19 protein-coding genes and 4 tRNA genes are annotated in these 19,869 nt (G+C 46.6%); 5 read left to right on the top strand and 18 right to left on the bottom strand.

The genetic code is table 11. The features are described from left to right. Positions 1-107: 107 nt before the first annotated feature. The 16 genes from rpoB to E5355_RS09835 all read right to left on the bottom strand — a co-directional run bounded on the left by rpoB (position 108) and on the right by E5355_RS09835 (position 10,741). Positions 108-3,920, bottom strand: a complete 3,813-nt coding sequence (rpoB, locus tag E5355_RS09910; protein WP_136010239.1) for a DNA-directed RNA polymerase subunit beta — start codon at positions 3,918-3,920, stop codon at positions 108-110. Between the two features lie 105 nt (positions 3,921-4,025). Next, entirely contained in the window at positions 4,026-4,403 is a 378-nt protein-coding gene (gene rplL / locus E5355_RS09905; protein ID WP_004291279.1) for a 50S ribosomal protein L7/L12, read from the bottom strand. A gap of 61 nt (positions 4,404-4,464) precedes the next feature. Next, on the bottom strand, positions 4,465-4,986 hold the full coding sequence (gene rplJ / locus E5355_RS09900) for a 50S ribosomal protein L10 (RefSeq protein ID WP_005825719.1): 522 nt from the start codon (positions 4,984-4,986) through the stop codon (positions 4,465-4,467). 15 nt (positions 4,987-5,001) lie between these two features. Continuing rightward, positions 5,002-5,700: a 50S ribosomal protein L1 gene (gene rplA / locus E5355_RS09895; RefSeq protein WP_136010238.1), complete on the bottom strand. Its 699-nt coding sequence runs from the start codon at positions 5,698-5,700 to the stop codon at positions 5,002-5,004. Between the two features lie 15 nt (positions 5,701-5,715). After that, complete coding sequence (gene rplK, locus E5355_RS09890; protein WP_005825722.1) at positions 5,716-6,159, bottom strand: 50S ribosomal protein L11; 444 nt, start codon at positions 6,157-6,159, stop codon at positions 5,716-5,718. Positions 6,160-6,218: 59 nt separating this feature from the next. After that, complete coding sequence (nusG, locus tag E5355_RS09885; RefSeq protein ID WP_136010237.1) at positions 6,219-6,761, bottom strand: transcription termination/antitermination protein NusG; 543 nt, start codon at positions 6,759-6,761, stop codon at positions 6,219-6,221. A gap of 12 nt (positions 6,762-6,773) precedes the next feature. After that, positions 6,774-6,962, bottom strand: a complete 189-nt coding sequence (gene secE, locus E5355_RS20340; RefSeq protein WP_136010236.1) for a preprotein translocase subunit SecE — start codon at positions 6,960-6,962, stop codon at positions 6,774-6,776. A gap of 14 nt (positions 6,963-6,976) precedes the next feature. Beyond that, positions 6,977-7,049 (bottom strand) — tRNA-Trp (locus E5355_RS09875). Positions 7,050-7,105: 56 nt separating this feature from the next. After that, positions 7,106-8,290 (bottom strand): elongation factor Tu, encoded by a 1,185-nt coding sequence (tuf, locus tag E5355_RS09870; RefSeq protein ID WP_136010235.1) that lies wholly within the window; start codon positions 8,288-8,290, stop codon positions 7,106-7,108. Between the two features lie 50 nt (positions 8,291-8,340). Continuing rightward, positions 8,341-8,412, bottom strand: a tRNA-Thr gene (locus E5355_RS09865). A 17-nt stretch (positions 8,413-8,429) separates the two neighbouring features. Continuing rightward, a tRNA-Tyr gene (locus E5355_RS09860) sits at positions 8,430-8,512 on the bottom strand. A 130-nt stretch (positions 8,513-8,642) separates the two neighbouring features. Next, a tRNA-Thr gene (locus tag E5355_RS09855) sits at positions 8,643-8,716 on the bottom strand. A gap of 97 nt (positions 8,717-8,813) precedes the next feature. Further along, on the bottom strand, positions 8,814-9,113 hold the full coding sequence (gene hpf, locus E5355_RS09850; RefSeq protein WP_136010234.1) for a ribosome hibernation-promoting factor, HPF/YfiA family: 300 nt from the start codon (positions 9,111-9,113) through the stop codon (positions 8,814-8,816). A gap of 18 nt (positions 9,114-9,131) precedes the next feature. After that, positions 9,132-10,016, bottom strand: coding sequence for a tyrosine recombinase XerC (locus E5355_RS09845; RefSeq protein WP_136010233.1), 885 nt, complete (start codon positions 10,014-10,016; stop codon positions 9,132-9,134). A gap of 72 nt (positions 10,017-10,088) precedes the next feature. Next, on the bottom strand, positions 10,089-10,280 hold the full coding sequence (rpsU, locus tag E5355_RS09840; protein ID WP_005825735.1) for a 30S ribosomal protein S21: 192 nt from the start codon (positions 10,278-10,280) through the stop codon (positions 10,089-10,091). Positions 10,281-10,525: 245 nt separating this feature from the next. Further along, a complete protein-coding gene (locus E5355_RS09835) occupies positions 10,526-10,741 on the bottom strand; it encodes a hypothetical protein (RefSeq protein WP_136010232.1) in 216 nt (71 codons plus the stop codon). 244 nt (positions 10,742-10,985) lie between these two features. On the opposite strand from E5355_RS09835, the gene E5355_RS09830 reads away from it, so the two are divergent. Both E5355_RS09830 and E5355_RS09825 read left to right on the top strand, forming a co-directional pair. Further along, positions 10,986-12,782 carry an aminopeptidase P family protein gene (locus tag E5355_RS09830; RefSeq protein WP_136010231.1) on the top strand — a complete coding sequence of 599 codons (1,797 nt, stop codon included), beginning with the start codon at positions 10,986-10,988 and terminating at the stop codon, positions 12,780-12,782. Between the two features lie 4 nt (positions 12,783-12,786). Continuing rightward, positions 12,787-13,299: a gamma carbonic anhydrase family protein gene (locus tag E5355_RS09825; RefSeq protein ID WP_136010230.1), complete on the top strand. Its 513-nt coding sequence runs from the start codon at positions 12,787-12,789 to the stop codon at positions 13,297-13,299. A 92-nt stretch (positions 13,300-13,391) separates the two neighbouring features. Here E5355_RS09825 and E5355_RS09820 read toward each other — a convergent pair whose 3' ends face one another. Together E5355_RS09820 and gltX are read right to left on the bottom strand one after the other, a co-directional pair. Next, positions 13,392-14,612 (bottom strand): 3-deoxy-D-manno-octulosonic acid transferase, encoded by a 1,221-nt coding sequence (locus tag E5355_RS09820; RefSeq protein WP_136010229.1) that lies wholly within the window; start codon positions 14,610-14,612, stop codon positions 13,392-13,394. A 31-nt stretch (positions 14,613-14,643) separates the two neighbouring features. Then, on the bottom strand, positions 14,644-16,170 hold the full coding sequence (gene gltX / locus E5355_RS09815) for a glutamate--tRNA ligase (RefSeq protein ID WP_136010228.1): 1,527 nt from the start codon (positions 16,168-16,170) through the stop codon (positions 14,644-14,646). A gap of 97 nt (positions 16,171-16,267) precedes the next feature. Here gltX and E5355_RS09810 point away from each other — a divergent pair, with 97 nt between their 5' ends. The 3 genes from E5355_RS09810 to E5355_RS09800 all read left to right on the top strand — a co-directional run. After that, the gene (locus E5355_RS09810; RefSeq protein WP_136010227.1) at positions 16,268-18,328 is read left to right on the top strand and encodes an HD family phosphohydrolase; all 2,061 of its coding nucleotides are present in this window, start codon (positions 16,268-16,270) and stop codon (positions 18,326-18,328) included. 5 nt (positions 18,329-18,333) lie between these two features. Beyond that, entirely contained in the window at positions 18,334-19,107 is a 774-nt protein-coding gene (locus tag E5355_RS09805; RefSeq protein WP_136010226.1) for a hypothetical protein, read from the top strand. A 131-nt stretch (positions 19,108-19,238) separates the two neighbouring features. Further along, positions 19,239-19,869, top strand: a 631-nt coding sequence (locus tag E5355_RS09800; protein ID WP_136010225.1) for a site-specific integrase, incomplete at its 3' end; no start/stop codon positions are given.

The raw sequence follows: 19,869 nt of genomic DNA, 5'->3' as shown, positions 1-19,869 counted from the left end.
AATTTATTTAATTGATAATTGACAATGGAAAATTGAAAATGAAAAACTGAAAACCGATAATTGAGAATGGGAACTTACATTACCCATTCTCAATTATCAATTATCCATTATTCTAAGTTGATGCTCAAGCCCAAACCTCTCAACTCGTGTAGCAATACGTTCAGTGACTCGGGGATACCCGGAGCAGGCATCGGCTCACCCTTCACAATTGCTTCATAAGCCTTGGAACGCCCAACAACGTCATCAGACTTGATAGTCAAGATTTCCTGCAGAATGTGTGCGGCACCGAAAGCTTCAAGTGCCCAAACCTCCATTTCTCCAAAACGCTGACCACCGAACTGTGCCTTACCACCCAACGGCTGTTGCGTAATGAGTGAGTATGGGCCGATGGAACGTGCGTGCATCTTGTCTTCAACCATGTGACCGAGCTTCAGCATGTAGGTCACACCTACCGTAGCCTGCTGCTCGAATGCTTCACCGGTACCACCATCATACAGCGTTGTCTTGCCGTAGCGAGGCAGGCCGGCCTTGTCGGTCCATTCGTTCAAATCGTCCAAAGATGCACCGTCAAAGATAGGAGTTGCAAACTTCACGCCCAAGTTCTTTCCTGCACGACCGAGAACAGCCTCGAATATCTGACCAATGTTCATACGTGAAGGCACACCCAACGGATTCAGTACAATGTCTACCGGAGTACCGTCAGCAAGGAACGGCATGTCTTCCTGACGTACCACACGGGAAACGATACCCTTGTTACCGTGACGACCGGCCATCTTGTCACCAACACCAATCTTACGTTTCTTTGCAATGTATACCTTGGCCATCTGGATGATACCTGCCGGCAACTCGTCACCGATAGTGATGGCAAACTTCTTGCGTTTCAATTCAGCATCGAGTTCCTTGTACTTCTTGATGAAGTTCATCACCAATGCACGAATCAGTTCGTTGGTATGTTCATCCTTCGTCCAACTGCTCAACTGAACAGCAGTGAAGTCCAAATCACTGAAATCGGAGGCAGAGAATCTGGCGCCTTTGGAAATAATGTCGGCACCCATATAATCTTTCACACCTTCCGATGTATAGTTTTCTGTAAGCTTCAACAGCTTGTTTATCAACACTTTTTTAAGGTCATTAATCTTAGCGTCGAACTCATCATCAATCTTCGGCAACAAAGCCTTATCAGCCAGTTTGGAACTGCGTGTCTTGACAACACGAGAGAACAGGCGCTTACCGATAACGACACCCTTTAAAGAAGGAGAAGCCTTCAGGGAGGCATCCTTCACATCACCGGCCTTATCACCAAAAATAGCACGGAGCAACTTCTCTTCCGGAGAAGGATCCGACTCACCTTTCGGAGTAATCTTACCGATAAGAATATCGCCCGGCTCGATACGGGCACCCACACGAACAATACCGTTTTCGTCAAGATCCTTGGTAGCTTCCTCACTTACGTTGGGGATGTCAGAGGTCAGCTCTTCCATACCACGCTTCGTTTCGCGAACTTCCAAAGAATATTCTTCCACGTGCACGGAAGTCAGAAGGTCCTCACGAACCACACGTTCGTTCAGTACGATAGCATCCTCATAGTTATAACCTTTCCACGGCATGTATGCAACCAGCAGGTTCTTACCCAGTGCAAGCTCTCCGTCTTCTGTTGAATAACCTTCGGTCAAGATTTGACCTGCAGTAACACGCTGCCCCTTCTCGCAAATTGGGCGGAGGTCAATCGTCATGTTCTGGTTAGTGCGGCGCCACTTCGGGATATTATATTCTTTCAAAGCAGGCTCGAAGCTTACGAACTCTTCCTCCTCCGTACGGTCGTACAGAATACGAATAGTCGTTGCATCCACGAATTCAACCACACCGTCACCTTCAGCAGTAATCTGCGTACGAGAGTCGCATGCCAGCTGACGCTCGATACCGGTACCTACAATCGGAGCTTCGCTCTTCAACAAAGGAACAGCCTGGCGCATCATGTTTGATCCCATCAATGCACGGTTGGCATCATCATGTTCCAAGAACGGAATCAAAGAAGCCGCAATAGAAGCAATCTGCTGGGGAGATACGTCCATCAATTCCACCTCGGCAGGAGAAACCACCGGATAGTCAGCATCCTGACGGGATTTTACCTTATCACGTACAAAAGTACCATCATCATTCAAAGGAGCATTGCCCTGAGCAATAATCTTGGCTTCCTCTTCTTCAGCAGTGAGGTAAACCAGACCTTCGTCAGAAAGATCAACCTTACCCTCTGTCACTTTACGGTATGGAGTTTCAATGAAGCCGAGCTCGTTGATTTTCGCAAACACACAGAGTGAAGAAATCAAACCGATGTTCGGGCCTTCAGGGGTCTCGATAGGACAAAGACGTCCGTAGTGAGTATAGTGTACGTCACGAACCTCGAAACCAGCACGCTCACGTGACAGACCGCCAGGTCCTAAGGCAGACATACGGCGCTTATGGGTAATCTCGGCCAGCGGATTGGTCTGGTCCATGAACTGTGACAAAGCATTCGTTCCGAAGAATGAATTGATAACAGAAGAGATTGTTTTGGCGTTAATCAAGTCAATCGGAGTAAAGACTTCATTGTCACGGACGTTCATACGCTCGCGGATAGTACGCGACATACGTGCCAGACCGATAGCAAACTGATTGGACAACTGCTCGCCCACTGTACGCACACGACGGTTGCTCAAGTGGTCGATATCGTCCACGTCTGCTTTCGAGTTAATCAACTCGATGAGATATTTGATGATTTCGATAATATCTTCCTTGGTAAGGACACGCACGTCCATATCTGTCGTCAAGTTCAACTTTCTGTTGATACGATAACGACCTACATCACCCAGGTCATATCTCTTTTCTGAGAAGAACAAGTTATTGATAACCTCGCGTGCACTGGCATCATCAGCAGGGTCTGCATTACGCAACTGGCGATAGATGTAGAGTACAGCTTCTTTTTCCGAGTTACTCGGGTCCTTCTGCAGAGTATTATATATAATAGAATAGTCAGACTGGTTCGGCTCTTCCTTGTGTACGAGGATATTCTGAACTCCCGACTCTAATATAATGTCAACATGCTCCGGCTCGATTACTGTTTCACGGTCGATAACGACTTCGTTACGCTCGATGGAAACAACCTCACCGGTATCTTCGTCTACAAAATCCTCAATCCATGTTTTCAACACACGTGCGGCCAACTTACGTCCCACCATCTTCTTGAGACTCGTCTTGTTCACCTTCACGTCTTCCGCCAAATTAAAAATCTCGAGAATGTCCTTGTCATTCTCAAAACCGATGGCTCTCAGCAAAGTGGTAACCGGCAATTTCTTCTTACGGTCAATGTACGCATACATGACATTGTTAATGTCGGTGGCAAACTCAATCCACGAACCCTTGAACGGGATGATACGGGCTGAGTACAACTTGGTACCGTTGGCATGTACGCTCTGTCCGAAGAATACGCCCGGTGAACGGTGAAGCTGGGATACAACCACACGTTCCGCACCGTTGATGACGAATGTGGCTTTATCCGTCATGTAAGGAATAGGGCCGAGGAACACGTCTTGAATGACCGTGTCAAAATCCTCATGGTCAGGGTCGGTACAATATAATTTCAATTTTGCCTTCAAAGGCACGCTATATGTAAGCCCTCGCTCTATACATTCATCAATGGTATAGCGCGGCGGATCAATATAGTAGTCCAAAAACTCAAGAACAAAATTATTTCTTGTATCGGCAATGGGGAAGTTTTCAGCAAATACTTTATACAGTCCCTCGTTCTTACGCTTCTCGGGTGGAGTGTCCAGTTGTAGAAAGTCTTTGAATGACTTCAATTGTACTTCCAGAAAATCCGGATATTCAAGCGGATTCTTAGTCGAAGCAAAATTAACTCTTTGATTTACAGTATTTGAAGACATCTGTTAATGGATTTGTAGAACTTAATTTTAAATATATACACAAAAAGGTTAAGAACCCTTTTCACTAAGGGTTCCTAACCGAATTACCTGATTTACAGGCTAATGTTATTTAAGTTCAACTTCAGCTCCAGCTTCTTCCAATGTTTTCTTCAATGATTCTGCTTCGTCCTTAGCCAAACCTTCTTTTACTACGCTAGGAGCACCGTCTACCATGTCCTTAGCTTCCTTCAAGCCAAGACCGCAAGCTTCCTTAACGGCTTTAACTACCTGAAGTTTAGCTGAGCCAGCGCTCTTCAATACTACGTCGAAAGAAGTCTTTTCTTCTGCGGCAGCAGCACCACCGGCTGCAGGACCAGCAGCAACAGCTACAGCTGCAGCAGCAGGTTCAATACCATATTCTTCTTTCAGGATTGTTGCAAGTTCATTAACTTCTTTTACTGTCAAGTTAACTAATTGTTCTGCAAAAGCTTTCAAATCTGCCATTTTTGTATGATTTTTAATTGTTTAAATACTAAATAAATTGATATAATTCTTTTTCCGAAATTTACGCTTCGGGACGTTCACCAAGAGTCTTAAGAACTCCGTGGAGGGTGTTACCACCTGATTGCAGAGCAGAAATAACATTCTTGGCCGGTGACTGCAGCAATGCAACAATATCGGCAATAACTTCATTCTTGCTCTTGATACTTACGAGAGCATCCAACTGGTCAGCACCAACATAGAAGCTTTCTTCCGCATACGCAGCCTTCAGTCCGGGAATACCGTTCTTAGCCTTATCTTTAATCAACTTGGCCGGAGCGTTAGCAACGTTGCTGAACATTACGGCAGTTGTACCTTTCAGAGAACCATAAAGCGGAGAAAAGTCTTCTTCCAGGCTCTCCAATGCCTTGTGAAGCAATGTATTCTTAACTACCATCAATTTGATGTCAGCCTTGAAACATTCTCTTCTCAACATGCTGGTTGTAGCAGCATTCATGGCAGTGGTATCCACCAAATAGAAGTGACCGTATTCCTTCACTGTAGCAGCAATCTGCTCAATAATCGTACTTTTATCTTCCTTTCTCATTATTACTCCGTTTTATTAGATTTCTTCTACTGTTTTCGGGTCAATCTTGATGCCCGCACTCATCGTGCTAGAAAGATAAATACTCTTAATATATGTACCCTTGGCTGCAGTCGGTTTCAATTTATTCAAAGTAGAGATGAATTCTTTCGCATTGTCACGAATTTGCTCAGCACTAAATGAAACTTTACCGATAGAAGTATGAACAATACCACTCTTGTCAACCTTGAAGTCGATTTTGCCTTGTTTTACTTCTCTTACAGCTTTAGCAACATCCATAGTTACAGTGCCACTCTTTGGGTTAGGCATCAATCCACGAGGACCGAGCACACGACCGAGTGCACCAATTTTACCCATGATAGACGGCATAGTGATAATCACATCAATATCAGTCCATCCACCTTTGATCTTTTCAATATATTCGTCAAGACCAACATAGTCAGCTCCGGCTTCTTTTGCAGCAACTTCAGCATCTGGTGTACAAAGCACCAAAACGCGTACAACCTTACCAGTACCGTGAGGAAGTGATACAACACCTCTCACCATCTGGTTGGCCTTACGCGGGTCAACGCCCAAACGTACGTCAATATCCAGAGAAGCGTCAAACTTGGTATAAGTGATTTCTTTTACCAACTGAGCAGCTTCCTTGAGAGAGTATGCTTTCCCTGCTTCAATTTTTTCTGCAGCCAACTTTTGATTTTTTGTCAGTTTACCCATTCTAATTGAAGTTTATTAATTATTAACCGGGAACTCCCCTTTTACAGCGATACCCATACTTCTAGCTGTACCGGCAACCATTTTCATGGCAGCTTCCACAGTGAAACAGTTCAAGTCAACCATTTTGTCCTGAGCAATCGTACGAACTTGTTCCCAAGTAATCTCGGCAACCTTCTTACGGTTAGGCTCAGCAGAACCACTCTTTTGCTTCGTCACTTCCAACAACTGGATAGCCACGGGAGGAGTCTTGATTACAAAATCGAAAGACTTGTCTGCGTAGTAAGTGATAATCACAGGAAGAATCTTTCCTGCTTTGTCTTGGGTTCTGGCGTTGAATTGCTTGCAAAACTCCATGATATTGATACCCTTGGAACCCAATGCAGGTCCTACTGGGGGTGATGGATTTGCCGCGCCTCCTTTAATCTGTAATTTGATTAATCCAGCAACTTCTTTAGCCATTTTCTAATTGATTTATATGTATAAATATTAATGAAGAATACTACAGCGTAACACCTGCACTATTCTTTTTCAACTTGCATAAAGCCCAATTCGAGCGGAGTCTTCCGTCCGAATATCTTGACCATGACCTTCAGTTTCTTCTTCTCGGTGTTCACTTCTTCAATGATTCCACTGAATCCACTGAACGGACCGTAATTCACTTTTACAGTCTCGCCGACCACATACGGGATATTCAAGTCTTCACCTGATTCCTGCAATTCGTCGACCGTACCAAGTATACGATTCACTTCCGACTGTCTCAGAGGTACGGGTTTGTCCGAACCACCCAAGAACCCTATCACATTAGGAATATTTCTCAGATGGTGAGCAACCTCACCCACCAGAGCAGCCTCCACCAAAACGTAACCAGGAAGATAACTTCTCTCTTTCACAATTTTCTTACCATTGCGAACCTGATATACCTTTTCGGTAGGAATCAATACCTGAGATACGTAATCACCAAGGTCGCTGTTTTTGATATCAGCTTCAAGGTATTCCTTTACCTTAGCTTCTTTTCCGCTAATAGCACGCAGAACGTACCATTTCTTTTCAATCTCAGACATTTCTTCTTACGTTTAATGTGGATAAACAAATTCCATCAGATGCTGAAAACAGAAGTCCATCGCGAATACTACCACTGCAATTAGTAGGGAAGCATATAAAACAACTACTGCACTGTTAGTAAGTTCAGAATACGTAGGCCACGACACTTTATGAACAAGTTCGTCGTAAGTTTCTTTTAAATAAGCTACAATCTTCTTCATTTCAAAAATATTAGCACGGGAGGAGAGGCTCGAACTCCCGACACCCGGTTTTGGAGACCGGTGCTCTACCAACTGAGCTACTCCCGTTTGAACATAATCAGTTCCCGATAAACACCGGGAACTGATTAAGATTATATTGGTGATTAGTCAAGAATTTCAGTAATCTGACCAGATCCTACCGTACGACCACCTTCGCGGATAGCGAAACGCAGACCTACGTTCAATGCTACCGGGTAAATCAGTTCTACAGTAATTTCTACGTTATCACCAGGCATTACCATTTCAGTTCCTTCCGGAAGAGAGATTTCACCTGTACAGTCCATAGTACGCAGATAGAACTGAGGACGATATTTGTTATGGAACGGAGTGTGACGACCACCTTCTTCTTTCTTCAAAACGTAGATAGAAGCTTTGAACTTAGAGTGAGGCTTAATCTGACCCGGCTTACAAAGAACCATACCACGTTTGATTTCGTTCTTGTCGATACCGCGGAGCAGCAAACCTACGTTATCACCGGCTTCACCCTGATCCAGCAATTTACGGAACATTTCAACGCCTGTTACAACAGACTTCTTGTCTTCACCCAAACCGAGGATTTCAACTTCGTCACCTACATGAATAACACCAGCTTCGATACGACCAGTAGCTACAGTACCACGACCAGTGATTGAGAATACATCTTCAACCGGCATCAAGAACGGTTTATCAATGTCACGCGGAGGCAGAGGAATCCAAGTATCGCAAGCTTCCATCAGCTCCATAACTTTTTCTTCCCACTTCTCAACACCATTCAATGCACCAAGAGCAGAACCTTGGATGAACGGAGTGTTGTCACCGTCGAATTCGTAAGCTGAAAGCAGTTCGCGCATTTCCATTTCAACGAGCTCCAACATTTCAGCATCGTCTACCATGTCGCACTTGTTCATGAATACAACCAATCTCGGAACGTTTACCTGACGAGCCAGCAAGATGTGTTCACGAGTCTGAGGCATCGGACCATCAGTAGCAGCAACTACGATGATAGCACCGTCCATCTGAGCAGCACCAGTTACCATGTTCTTTACGTAGTCAGCGTGACCCGGACAGTCTACGTGAGCGTAGTGACGGTTAGCTGTTTCATACTCTACGTGAGAAGTATTGATAGTGATACCTCTTTCCTTTTCTTCAGGAGCGTTATCGATTGAATCGAAAGAGCGCAACTCAGAAAGACCTTTTTTTGCCAACACTGTAGTGATAGCAGCTGTCAACGTGGTTTTACCGTGGTCAACGTGACCAATTGTACCAATGTTTACGTGCGGTTTGGTACGTTCGAATTTCTCTTTAGCCATAGCTTTACTTGTTATTTATTTGATTAATAATCAGCTTTTACATCATTGTGAGCTGTTACCGGGACTTGAACCCGGGACCTCTTCCTTACCAAGGAAGTGCTCTACCGCTGAGCTATAACAGCAAGAAGAATAAGAGTTGTGGGCAAAGATGGATTCGAACCACCGAAGGCGTAAGCCAGCAGATTTACAGTCTGCCCCATTTGGCCACTCTGGTATTTGCCCCTAGATTATAAAAGAACTCTTTTTTCCTTAACTGAATCATCACAGAGCGACTTTATCCGGACAATCTTCCGTTTTCATATCGCCTTCACTCCATGAAGAGAAGAAATCATTCAACTCTATCTCCTAAGCGAGCCTCTTGTCGGATTCGAACCAACGACCCCGAGATTACAAATCACGTGCTCTGGCCAACTGAGCTAAAGAGGCAAGCTCAAAAAAAAATGCAACCGTAACATTCATTACGTGAGCGAAACGGCTGCAAATTTAGGCATTTATTTTTTACCCGCAAAATTTTAGCGGAAAATTATTTGTTTCGTTGTTTTTCCTTGTACTTAACCAGCTGTTTTTCCAAAGCTTCCAGACATAAATCCACGGCTTCTTCAAACGTATCACAGACCTTGTTTGCATAAAACTCGCCATTGGGAACCATTACTTTCACTCCGGCTTCTTTATTTTCGGCTGCTTCCGGTTTCACCACCTTTAATGACACCTCTACTTTCTTTATATCGTCGTAAAATTTCTCCAACTTAGCAGCTTTCTTTTGAATGAAAGATTGCAATTGCTCTGACGCATCAAAGTGAATCGATTGAATTCTTACTTCCATACTTACCTCCTTTTTACTTTAGGCCCGGGGATGAGCCTGATTATACACTTTTTTAAGTTCCTCGAAAGTAGTATGCGTATATATTTCCGTCGTCGCCAGACTCTCGTGCCCGAGGAGTTCTTTTATCGAGCCCAAATCAGCACCATTGTTCAGCATAGCCGTTGCAAAGGTGTGCCTCAGCACGTGGGGACTTCGTTTTTTTACGGTCACTACCTTCGAAAGGTTTCGTTTCACAAGGCATGCTACGATACTGCGGTAAAGCCTCTTTCCGTTCTTCCGGACAAAAAAAGCATCCGAGCGAACCGGAACAGCTTCATTCCGCACATTGACATATTCCCGCATCGAGCACCCCAGCTCCTCATCGAAAGGTATAAGACGTTGCTTATTCCGCTTTCCCGTCACTTTAACGAGAGAAGCCGAAAAATCGACATCCTTGTCATCCAGCCCTATCAATTCTGAAAGTCGCATGCCGGTGGCATAAAACATTTCAATAATCATACGGTCGCGACACCCTTCAAAACCTTCACCAAAGTCCATATCGTCCAGCAACCTATCCATCTCGCCTTCTCTCAGGAATACCGGAAGCGGCTTTTTCTTCTTGGGTCCCGTCACTTTCCGCAACGGGTCTACCGCAATCTCGCCTTTCCTCAGAAGGTATTTATAGTATGCCCGGACAGAACTCAGCTTCCGGTTTATCGTATTAGAGGCAAGTCCCTTGTCCATCAAGGAAGCAATCCATTCACGAACAAGTCCCGCATCTACATCCGACGGAGCAAAGTTCCCCAACATTTCTTCTCCAAACTTCTGCAGTTCAAGAATATCTGCCCGATAGTACTCGACCGTACCTCTGGAATAATTCCGTTCGTACAGAAGGTAGTCAAGAAAAGAATCTGTCAACAACATATCGCTACATATCTAAATCATGCAACGAATTTATGAAAAAGAATTCAATAATTCAAAGGAATTTACGAATTATTAATCTTCTACTTGCTGAAGTTGTTGAACGTAAACTGCGCGTTCTTTTTTAAGTCTTTTAGTTACAGACGGTTTATCAAACTGTTGTCTGCGTCTCAACTCCTTAACTGTGCCAGTTTTTTCAAACTTTCTTTTGAATTTCTTCAGCGCTTTTTCAATGTTTTCGCCTTCTTTTACAGGTACTACAATCATTTTGTTTTAATTAAATGTTATTGGTTAAAAAAATCTCACGATTAAATTGAGCGGCAAAATTACACATACTTTCTTTATTTACAAAACTTTCTGCCAAAAAAACCACAATTCAGGCCAGGCTTCTTTCATTTTAGGGAGCTATCGGGAGTTTGTGGCGATAGTATCGCTCAGCATTAACAGAGCTATCGGATTCAGACTCCTGAGCCCGAAGGGGGATAATTCTTTCTGGATTCTGACAACTTCCTTCAATGGAAGAGCCGTCCGATCAGGCCGAAAAGCCACAAGTCCTCCAGGCTGCGGTTTGAACATATCGCCCTCAGGCCCCACACTCCCTTCATCGGAGGCTCTCTCTCTGCTCGCAAGACGGCCTGCCACAGGGAATGAGTCTGTTTCAGCCTATGAGGAAAGGTTATCTTCAGGTTGAAGATGTATGTATTCAAGGTGAAGATGTAAATCTTCACGGTAAAGATTTATATCTTCAGGCTGAAGATAAATCTTTACCATAGGCTGAAGCAGGCTGTCTGACGGACTGTATACGGCCTGCTTCCAGACTGAAACCGCTTCTTTACAAGCGTGTGGCAAGAAGAAGAGTAAAGTATAAGAAAACCGGGCGAGGCCACCCATTTATTGGAAGAAAAGCTGTAACTTTGGGGAAGATATGACATAACAAATACCTATCGGGTACTCTAAATCAAGAATCAAGATATGGACAAGAAGATCATCAAAGAAAGAATCAACGCCTTACGGGCTACATTCGGCAAAGAGGGCATAGCCGCCTTCATCATTCCCAGCACAGATGCCCACATGAGCGAATACGTCGCCCCCCATTGGAAAGCGAGAGAGTGGATTTCGGGCTTCACTGGTTCGGCCGGAACCGTAGTCGTCACCTGCAATAAAGCCGGACTATGGACCGATTCCCGTTACTTTCTGCAAGCCGCCCGGCAGTTGGAGGGAACCGGCATAGAACTCTACAAAGAAATGCTGCCGGAAACTCCCTGCATCCCCACTTTTCTGAGCGACACACTGAAACCGGGAGATACGGTAGGCATAGACGGCCAGGTATTCTCCGTGGAAGAAGTGCTGCAACTGGAAAAGCAACTTCATAAGAACGGCATATCCGTGAAGAATATCTCCGACCCGATGAGCCCGATATGGCCGGACAGGCCGGAAAGGCCGGAAAGTCCCGCCTTTATTCATGACCTGAAATATGCCGGAAAGACTTGTCGGGAGAAACTGAATTCTATCCGGCTGAAAATGAAGGAGACGAATGCCGAAGCCTTGCTGATTTCCTCGCTGGACGAAATAGCCTGGACGCTGAACATCCGTGGCAACGACGTACATTGCAATCCGGTAGTGGTGAGCTACCTGATAGTCGGAGAGCATGACGCCTGCTTCTTCGTCGAACCTCGGAAAGTCACGAAAGAACTCGCTGACCATCTGACAGAAGCCGGAGTATCTATACATAATTATGGGGAGATAAAGCAATTCCTCCACAACATAAAGGCGCAAAGCATCTTGCTGAATCCAGCCAAAACAAATTATGCCACCTACTCGGCCATCTGCCCCGACTGCCGGATTATCGAAGGCGCCTCTCCCGTCGCCCTGTCGAAAGCAATCCGCAACGAACGGGAAATAGACGGCATCCATGCGGCCATGCAACGCGACGGGGTGGCACTGGTGAAGTTCCTGAAATGGCTGGAGGAGGCTGTTCCCGCAGGCAACGAAACGGAAATCAGCGCAGACAGGAAACTTCACGAATTCCGTGCCGCGCAGCCACTCTATATGGGAGAAAGCTTCGATACCATTGCCGGATACAAGGAGCACGGAGCCATCGTTCACTACGAGGCCACTCCGGAAACGGACGTACCGTTGAAACCCAAGGGATTCCTACTGCTGGACTCGGGTGCGCAATACCTGGATGGCACCACCGACATCACCCGCACCATCGCGCTGGGAGAACTGACCGAAGAAGAGAAGACGGACTACACCCTGATACTGAAAGGACATATCAATCTCGCCATGGCCGTCTTTCCGGAAGGTACGCGAGGAGCGCAACTGGATGTGCTGGCCCGCATGCCGATATGGCAGCACCACATGAACTTCCTGCATGGTACGGGACACGGCGTAGGCCATTTCCTCAATGTGCACGAAGGACCGCAAAGCATCCGCATGAACGAGAATCCGATAACCTTACAGCCCGGAATGGTTACTTCCAACGAGCCGGGCGTCTATAAAGCCGGAAGCCATGGAATACGCACGGAAAACCTGGTGCTGACCGTAAAGGATGGTGAAGGCATGTTCGGCAATTACCTGAAATTCGAGACCATCACCCTCTGCCCCATCTGCAAAAAAGGTATCATCAAAGAGATGCTGACGGCAGAAGAAACGGCATGGCTGGACAACTATCACCGGCATGTATACGAAAGACTTTCGCCAAGCCTGAACGAAGAAGAACGGGAATGGCTGAAGGAAGCATGCAGCAAGCTAACCACTAATCACTAAAAAAATGGCATTAATAAAATCAGTAAGAGGATTCACTCCCGAAATCGGAGAGAATTGTTTCCTGGCGGACAATGCTGTTGTCATTGGCGACGTAAAGACGGGACGGGACTGCAGCATCTGGTTCAGCACCGTGCTGCGGGGCGACGTAAACTCAATCCGCATAGGGAACGGAGTAAACATCCAGGATGGAAGCGTGCTCCACACCTTGTACGAGAAATCGACCATAGAGATAGGCGACCATGTGTCCGTGGGGCACAATGTGACCATCCACGGAGCTACCATCAAGGACTATGCTTTGATAGGGATGGGCTCCACCATCCTTGACCACGCAGTAGTGGGCGAAGGAGCCATTGTCGCTGCAGGTTCCCTAGTATTGAGCAATACGATCATCGAACCGGGAAGCATTTGGGGAGGAGTCCCCGCCAAGTTCATCAAGAAAGTGGCTCCGGAACAGGCCAAGGAGCTGAACCTGAAGATTGCACACAACTATCTGATGTATTCCGACTGGTACAAATAAAGGGAGGCAAGGCGCCTCCCAAAAGCAGGGCGATAGAGGGATGCCATTCCATCACCTCTATCGCCCTATCACTTTTATCACTCTTTACTTTTCTAAAAGTTTATCATACTCATTATCTTATCCGTTGCACCGGCATTACTGGTCACATAATTGCTCGCATTCATGCCTGATTCGCGCAAGAAGACTTCATCTGCCAACATACGGTCGAGCAACGTTTTCAGTTCCTCATAATCCTTCACCGAGAAAGCGCCTTTTGCCTCCAACAACTGGATGGCCTCCTGAAATTTCTGATACTTCGGTCCGAAAATCACCGGAATGCCATAAACCGCAGCCTCAAGGGTATTGTGGATTCCCACCCCGAAACCACCTCCGATATAGGCAATCTCACCATAGCGGTAGATGGAGGAGAGCAGCCCGAAGCAGTCGATAATCAGGCAGTCGGCCTTACGGACATTCTTCTCGTCGGCACGGGTATAGCGCACGTAGGGGCGTTTCAGTTTACGGATAATCTCTACCAGATGGTTCTCGTCGATGACGTGCGGAGCTATAATCAACTTCACCTCCGGATGCTGGTTGAAGTATTCAATAAACAAATCCTCGTCCGGCTGCCAGGAGCTTCCTGCCACGAAAGTCATCGTGTTGTTCTTGAAAAGCTCCACCAAAGGCAGATGTTTAGCTTCCTCACGAATCTGCAGCACACGGTCAAAACGAGTATCGCCCACCACCGTGACACGACCGATGCCTATTTTCGCCAGATAGCGTTTGGAGCGTTCATTCTGCACAAACAAGTGGTCGAAGTCACGCAGCACATGTCTGTAGGTACCGCCATACCACTTGAAGAATACTTGTCCGCGGCGGAAAATGGAGGAAATGCTGTACACCGGAATACGGCGCTTGTGCAGTTCGTCCAGATAGTTCTTCCAGAACTCGTACTTGATGAAGAATGCCATACAGGGATTCACGATATCCAGAAACTTCTTCACATTGCGGGGCTTGTCGAAAGGCAGATAACAGACGACGTCTGCCCCCCTGTAATTCTTGCGGACCTCATAGCCCGACGGTGAGAAGAAAGTCAGCAGAATACCGTAATCCGGATATTTGGCACGGATTTTCTCAATCAACGGCCGTCCCTGCTCGAACTCCCCCAAAGAAGCGGCATGGAACCAGATATAGCGCACGTCCTTCTCCAACTGCTGCCTGAGAAGTTCATAGACCACCCAGTGTCCCTTCATCATCTTTCGGGGCTTACGGCTAAATGGAGCTGCCAGATGCACCAGAATATCGTAGATGGCTATTGCCAAGTCATATAGCATACTATATGGATTAAGAATGAAGAAGATTTATTCACTTTAAAGCATCAACAGCACGCTGTATGCGGGCCAACGTTTCTTCCTTGCCAATCAGCTCGGTAATGTCGAACATGTGCGGGCCTTTACATTCGCCCACCACTGACAAGCGGAAGGCATTCATCACATTTCCCATGTGATAGCCACGCTCGGTAATCCAACCAATCACAATATCTTCGGAAGCCTTGGTGGAGAAATCCCCGATGCCGCGCAACACATCCATCAATTCAGTCATGATGCGCGGAGTATCTTCCGACCAACGTTTCTTCACATCCTTTGTCGCATATTCCGTGGGGGCTACGAAGAAGAAACGGGTCTGGTCCCACAGTTCCTTTACGAAGTTGACGCGTCCCTTCACCAATGAAACCACTTTCGTTAGGAACTCGTCACTATAGTTGGAGGCGTCTATGCCGTTGGATTCCAGCACCGGTCTGAAAAGACAAGCTATCTCCGCATCCGGTTTCATCATGATATACTCATGGTTGAACCAGATACCTTTCTTATAGTCGAATTTGGCACCCGACTTGCTGCAATGGCTCAAGTCGAACAATTTCACCAATTCATCCATAGACATCAGCTCCTGGTCATTACCCGGATTCCAGCCCAGCAGAGCCAGGAAATTAATGACTGCTTCGGGCAGATAACCAGATTCGCGGTAGCCTGAGGAGACATCTCCCGACTTGGGGTCATGCCACTCCAACGGGAAAACCGGGAAGCCCAGGCGATCTCCGTCACGCTTACTCAATTTGCCGTTGCCCTCGGGCTTCAGCAACAAGGGCAGATGGGCAAAGGCTGGCATGGTATCCTCCCACCCAAAGGCACGGTAGAGCAATACATGCAGCGGTGCCGAAGGCAACCATTCCTCACCGCGTATCACATGGGACACCTCCATCAAATGGTCGTCCACAATATTGGCCAGATGGTAAGTAGGAAGTTCATCTGCCGATTTATAAAGAACCTTGTCATCAAGAATGGAAGAGTTTATCACTACTTCCCCACGAATCAGGTCGTTCACATGCACATCCTCGTTCGGCTCTATCTTGAAACGCACCACGTACTGCTTGCCGGCAGCAATCAGCGCGTCCACCTCTTCTTTGGGAAGGGTCAGCGAATTGCGCATCTGCATGCGGGTAGAAGCATCGTACTGGAAGTTCGCAATCTCCGCACGCTTTGCTTCCAGCTCTTCAGGAGTATCGAAAGCGATATAGGCTTTTCCGGCCTCCAGCAGAACCTGAACATACTTCTTGTATATTTCCCGACGTTCCGACTGACGGTATGGACCATGGTCTCCACCGAAACTCACGCCCTCGTCAAACGGGATGCCCAACCACTTGAAAGACTCCAGGATATATTCTTCTGCGCCCGGCACAAACCGATTGGAATCAGTATCTTCAATACGAAATATCAAATCTCCTCCATGCTGACGCGCAAAGAGATAATTGTATAAAGCTGTACGCACACCGCCGATGTGCAACGCCCCCGTTGGACTCGGGGCAAAACGGACTCTGACCTTTCTTTCTGTCATAATCTACCTTACTTATAAATATTTTAGATGGCAAAATTAAACCTTTTTTTCCACACTAATGTTTTTTTTTGTACTTTTCGCAAAAATTTCAGTTGATATGGGCTATTCCAATACCAAAAGAGAGTTCTCGCTCAGAGATTTGTTATACAGAGCACTGATATTCATCGGCACTGTGGGAGTCATTGTTTATTTCCTGCCGCGCGACGGCAAGTTCAATTACCAGTTCGACCTGGATAAACCGTGGAAGTACGGCCAGCTCATGGCCACATTCGACTTTCCCATCTACAAGGCCGACGAAGTGGTGAAGCATGAGCAAGACAGTATCCTTGCCTCCTTCCAACCATATTTCCAGCTGGACAAAAGCATCGAAAAGAGTGTGATTGGCAAACTGAGAAGTAATTATCAAGCTCATCTGCACAGCCTGCTTCCATCTACCGATTACGTCCGCTTCCTGGAAAGGAAACTGTCCGAAGTATATCACACTGGCATCGTTTCTACCGAGAGGCTGGCGCAACTGCATAAAGACAGCACTTCAGCTATCATGATTATCAATGATAAAATGGCAAGCCAGCAAAATATGGACAAAATCTATTCCGTAAAAGATGCCTACAACTATATACTTACAGCCGATACCGCGCACTACCGTCCGGACATTCTGCGGCAATGTTCACTGAACGAGTATCTGTTTCCCAACCTGACCTACGATGAGGAGCGAACTGAAACGGCCAAGAAAGAGATGCTCGACAATTACTCATGGGCCAACGGTATCGTACTTAGCGGCCAAAAAATAATCGACCGCGGCGAAATCATCAACCAAGAAACATACAACATACTTGAGAGTCTGAGAAAAGAATCCATCAAGCGTAGCGAATCCATCGGACAGAAACGGCTGATGTTGGCAGGACAAGTCTTATATGTCAGTATCTTCATTCTGTGTTTCATGCACTATCTCGACTTGTTCCGTAAGGATTATTATAAGCGCAGAGGAAACCTTGCCCTGCTCTTCGCCTCCATCATGTTCTATTGTATAGTAACAGCCGTAATGGTTGCCAACAATATATATAATGTATATATCATTCCGTATGCCATGCTGCCGGTCATTATCCGGGTGTTCCTCGACTCGCGCACAGCTTTCATCGCACAAGTCACTACCATCCTGATATGCTCCATCTGCCTGCGCTATCCGCATGAATTCATTCTTCTACAACTCTCGGCGGGGCTGGTTGCCATCTTCAGTCTGAGAGAACTCTCGCAACGTTCACAACTCTTCCGGACAGCCATTCTTGTCATACTGACCTATGCCGCTGTTTATTTTGCCTTCGAACTGATTACAGAAAACGACTTGACAAAAATCAACGGAAGCATGTACACCTATTTCGTCATCAACGGAGTACTGCTGCTGTTCACTTATCCCTTGCTCTTCCTAGTGGAAAAAACGTTCGGCTTTACCTCCAATGTCACCCTGGTGGAATTGTCCAACATCAACAACAGCCTGTTGCGCCGCATGTCCGAGACCGTTCCCGGTACCTTCCAGCATTCCATGCAGGTTGCCAACCTTGCGGCGGAAGCAGCCAACCGTATCGGAGCCAAAAGCCAGCTGGTACGTACAGGAGCACTGTATCATGACATCGGCAAGATGGAGAACCCGGTGTTCTTCACCGAGAACCAGTCAGGCAGAGTCAACCCGCACAAGAATTTGGGCTATGAGCAAAGTGCCCTGGTCGTCATCAGCCATGTGACGGACGGACTGAAACTGGCCGAGAAGAACAATCTCCCCAAAGTAATCAAGGATTTCATCACCACTCACCATGGCCGTGGGAAAACGAAGTATTTCTATATCTCCTGGAAAAACGAACACCCCGGTGAAGACCCTAACGAGGAGGCATTCACCTACCCCGGTCCCAACCCGTTCACCAAAGAGCAGGCTATCCTGATGATGGCCGACTCGGTGGAAGCCGCTTCACGCAGTCTGCCCGAATATACGGAAGAGAGCATCAGCAACCTGGTAGACAAGATTATCGATTCGCAAGTGGCAGAAGGCTATTTCAAGGAATGTCCCATCACCTTCAAAGATATTGCCACCGTGAAAAACGTATTCAAGGAGAAGCTGAAGACCATATACCATACCCGCATCAGTTATCCCGAACTTAAAAAATAAGAACTATGGAAGTGACCAGTAAAGAACAGAAAAGAGCCGAACTACTGCTGCAAAGCCAGCACATCGGACTGCACCAAATCAAGAGTTTCAGTTTCATGAAGCGTTACCACCAGATTCCCCGCAAAAGCAACCTGGTTGCAAAAGACAAATACGGTCCGGGCATACTGACTTTACATCTAAAGGATGGGAAAGAAAAAGCAATCTATCTGCCTCCTTTCCGTCACCCTTCCTCGGTCATCCGCTATCTGGTCTCTCAAGAAATCCCCTTCGACAACTATTCACCAAGGGAACGGGCAGTCGCAGAGATTCCCACAGAAACATACCGGCGTCCGTCACTCTATATGTTCTGGTTCTTTGTCTTATTCCTTATGTTCCTTATATTGGGATATTATTCCATCAGTGGCAACGTATGGTGGGGGTTCATCCCGGCTATCATTTCATTTGCATTAAGTCTTTTTTTCATCAGCATGCTGATGACCCGCTTCTGCTACCTGACGCTGGACAATGATGACCTCATCATACACAGCGTAGGCAGGACCATCCGCTATCCGTATCAGAACCTGAGAAAAGTAAACTTCGACTTTGCCCGCGAACAGAATTTCACGCACGTCATGGAATTGTTGGATAACGATTACCGTTACCGTCTGTTCTATATCGGAAGGGTTTCGAGGAAGAAGCTGAATGAGATTGCCGGACACCTGCAACAAGCCGGAGTAGACGCCACCTGCAGCTTGAATGATAACAAGCGGTTCTTCCAGGATACTCATATCAGCCACTAAACAGACATTAGCCAACAAATAAGCTGCCGGATACGACATCATTCCCGTTTCGCAGATTTCAGAACAATGCCTTTGCACTTACTCTCAATTTATTTATATTGCAGGATAAACCTTTTATAAATAAATTGGAAATGAGCAGAAATGAAATTACCTTACAGGAGATGTTCTCCTTGGTCATCGGTGAACTCCGGGAAGGCGGCAGATGGGGGACGGCACACATCTACCAATCGGCAGTAAATGCATTCTCGGCATTCAACAAGGGACAACCCATGCCCATGCGCAGGCTGAGCCCCACCGTGCTGAAGAGATTCGAAAACTTCCTCAGGCAGAGGAACTGCAGCTGGAACACCGTGTCAACCTACATCAAGGCGATACGCTCGGTTTTCAACCGGGCGGTGGACAGAAAGATGGTGCGGTATGTACCCAGACTGTTTGAGCATGTGTACACCGGCACAAGGGCGGACAGGAAGAAAGCACTGGAAACAGCGGATATCGGCTGCCTGGTAAGGGAAACGGAAAAGAGCCTGCAAGGAGGAAAACTCCCAAACACACGGCAGAAAACAAGGATTTTCTTCGTACTCATGTTCATGCTCAGGGGAATACCCTTTGTGGACCTGGCCTATTTGCACAAGAGGGACTTGCAGGGAAACACCCTCTCTTATAGGCGAAGGAAGACGGGACGGGCGCTGACCGTGTCACTCACACCAGAAGCCATGCAGATGGTAAGGATGCTGGCGGACAGAGACCCCGACTCCCCCTATC

Origin of the sequence: Bacteroides muris (ex Afrizal et al. 2022), from assembly GCF_004793475.1 — a bacterium.
GTDB classification, from domain to species: Bacteria; Bacteroidota; Bacteroidia; order Bacteroidales; family Bacteroidaceae; genus Bacteroides; species Bacteroides muris.
This window is presented reverse-complemented; position numbering and strand designations above follow the sequence as displayed.

Bases quoted from the DNA above. Each gene is read 5' to 3' on its own strand.
- gltX (WP_136010228.1), bottom strand. From the start codon at position 16,170: ATGACAGAAAGAAAGGTCAGAGTCCGTTTTGCCCCGAGTCCAACGGGG.
- rplA (WP_136010238.1), bottom strand. From the start codon at position 5,700: ATGGGTAAACTGACAAAAAATCAAAAGTTGGCTGCAGAAAAAATTGAA.
- E5355_RS09825 (WP_136010230.1), top strand. From the start codon at position 12,787: ATGGCATTAATAAAATCAGTAAGAGGATTCACTCCCGAAATCGGAGAG.
- rpoB (WP_136010239.1), bottom strand. From the start codon at position 3,920: ATGTCTTCAAATACTGTAAATCAAAGAGTTAATTTTGCTTCGACTAAG.
- secE (WP_136010236.1), bottom strand. From the start codon at position 6,962: ATGAAGAAGATTGTAGCTTATTTAAAAGAAACTTACGACGAACTTGTT.
- rplJ (WP_005825719.1), bottom strand. From the start codon at position 4,986: ATGAGAAAGGAAGATAAAAGTACGATTATTGAGCAGATTGCTGCTACA.
- E5355_RS09830 (WP_136010231.1), top strand. From the start codon at position 10,986: ATGGACAAGAAGATCATCAAAGAAAGAATCAACGCCTTACGGGCTACA.
- E5355_RS09810 (WP_136010227.1), top strand. From the start codon at position 16,268: ATGGGCTATTCCAATACCAAAAGAGAGTTCTCGCTCAGAGATTTGTTA.
- tuf (WP_136010235.1), bottom strand. From the start codon at position 8,290: ATGGCTAAAGAGAAATTCGAACGTACCAAACCGCACGTAAACATTGGT.
- E5355_RS09845 (WP_136010233.1), bottom strand. From the start codon at position 10,016: ATGTTGTTGACAGATTCTTTTCTTGACTACCTTCTGTACGAACGGAAT.
- nusG (WP_136010237.1), bottom strand. From the start codon at position 6,761: ATGTCTGAGATTGAAAAGAAATGGTACGTTCTGCGTGCTATTAGCGGA.
- E5355_RS09820 (WP_136010229.1), bottom strand. From the start codon at position 14,612: ATGCTATATGACTTGGCAATAGCCATCTACGATATTCTGGTGCATCTG.
- rplK (WP_005825722.1), bottom strand. From the start codon at position 6,159: ATGGCTAAAGAAGTTGCTGGATTAATCAAATTACAGATTAAAGGAGGC.
- E5355_RS09805 (WP_136010226.1), top strand. From the start codon at position 18,334: ATGGAAGTGACCAGTAAAGAACAGAAAAGAGCCGAACTACTGCTGCAA.
- rplL (WP_004291279.1), bottom strand. From the start codon at position 4,403: ATGGCAGATTTGAAAGCTTTTGCAGAACAATTAGTTAACTTGACAGTA.
- rpsU (WP_005825735.1), bottom strand. From the start codon at position 10,280: ATGATTGTAGTACCTGTAAAAGAAGGCGAAAACATTGAAAAAGCGCTG.
- hpf (WP_136010234.1), bottom strand. From the start codon at position 9,113: ATGGAAGTAAGAATTCAATCGATTCACTTTGATGCGTCAGAGCAATTG.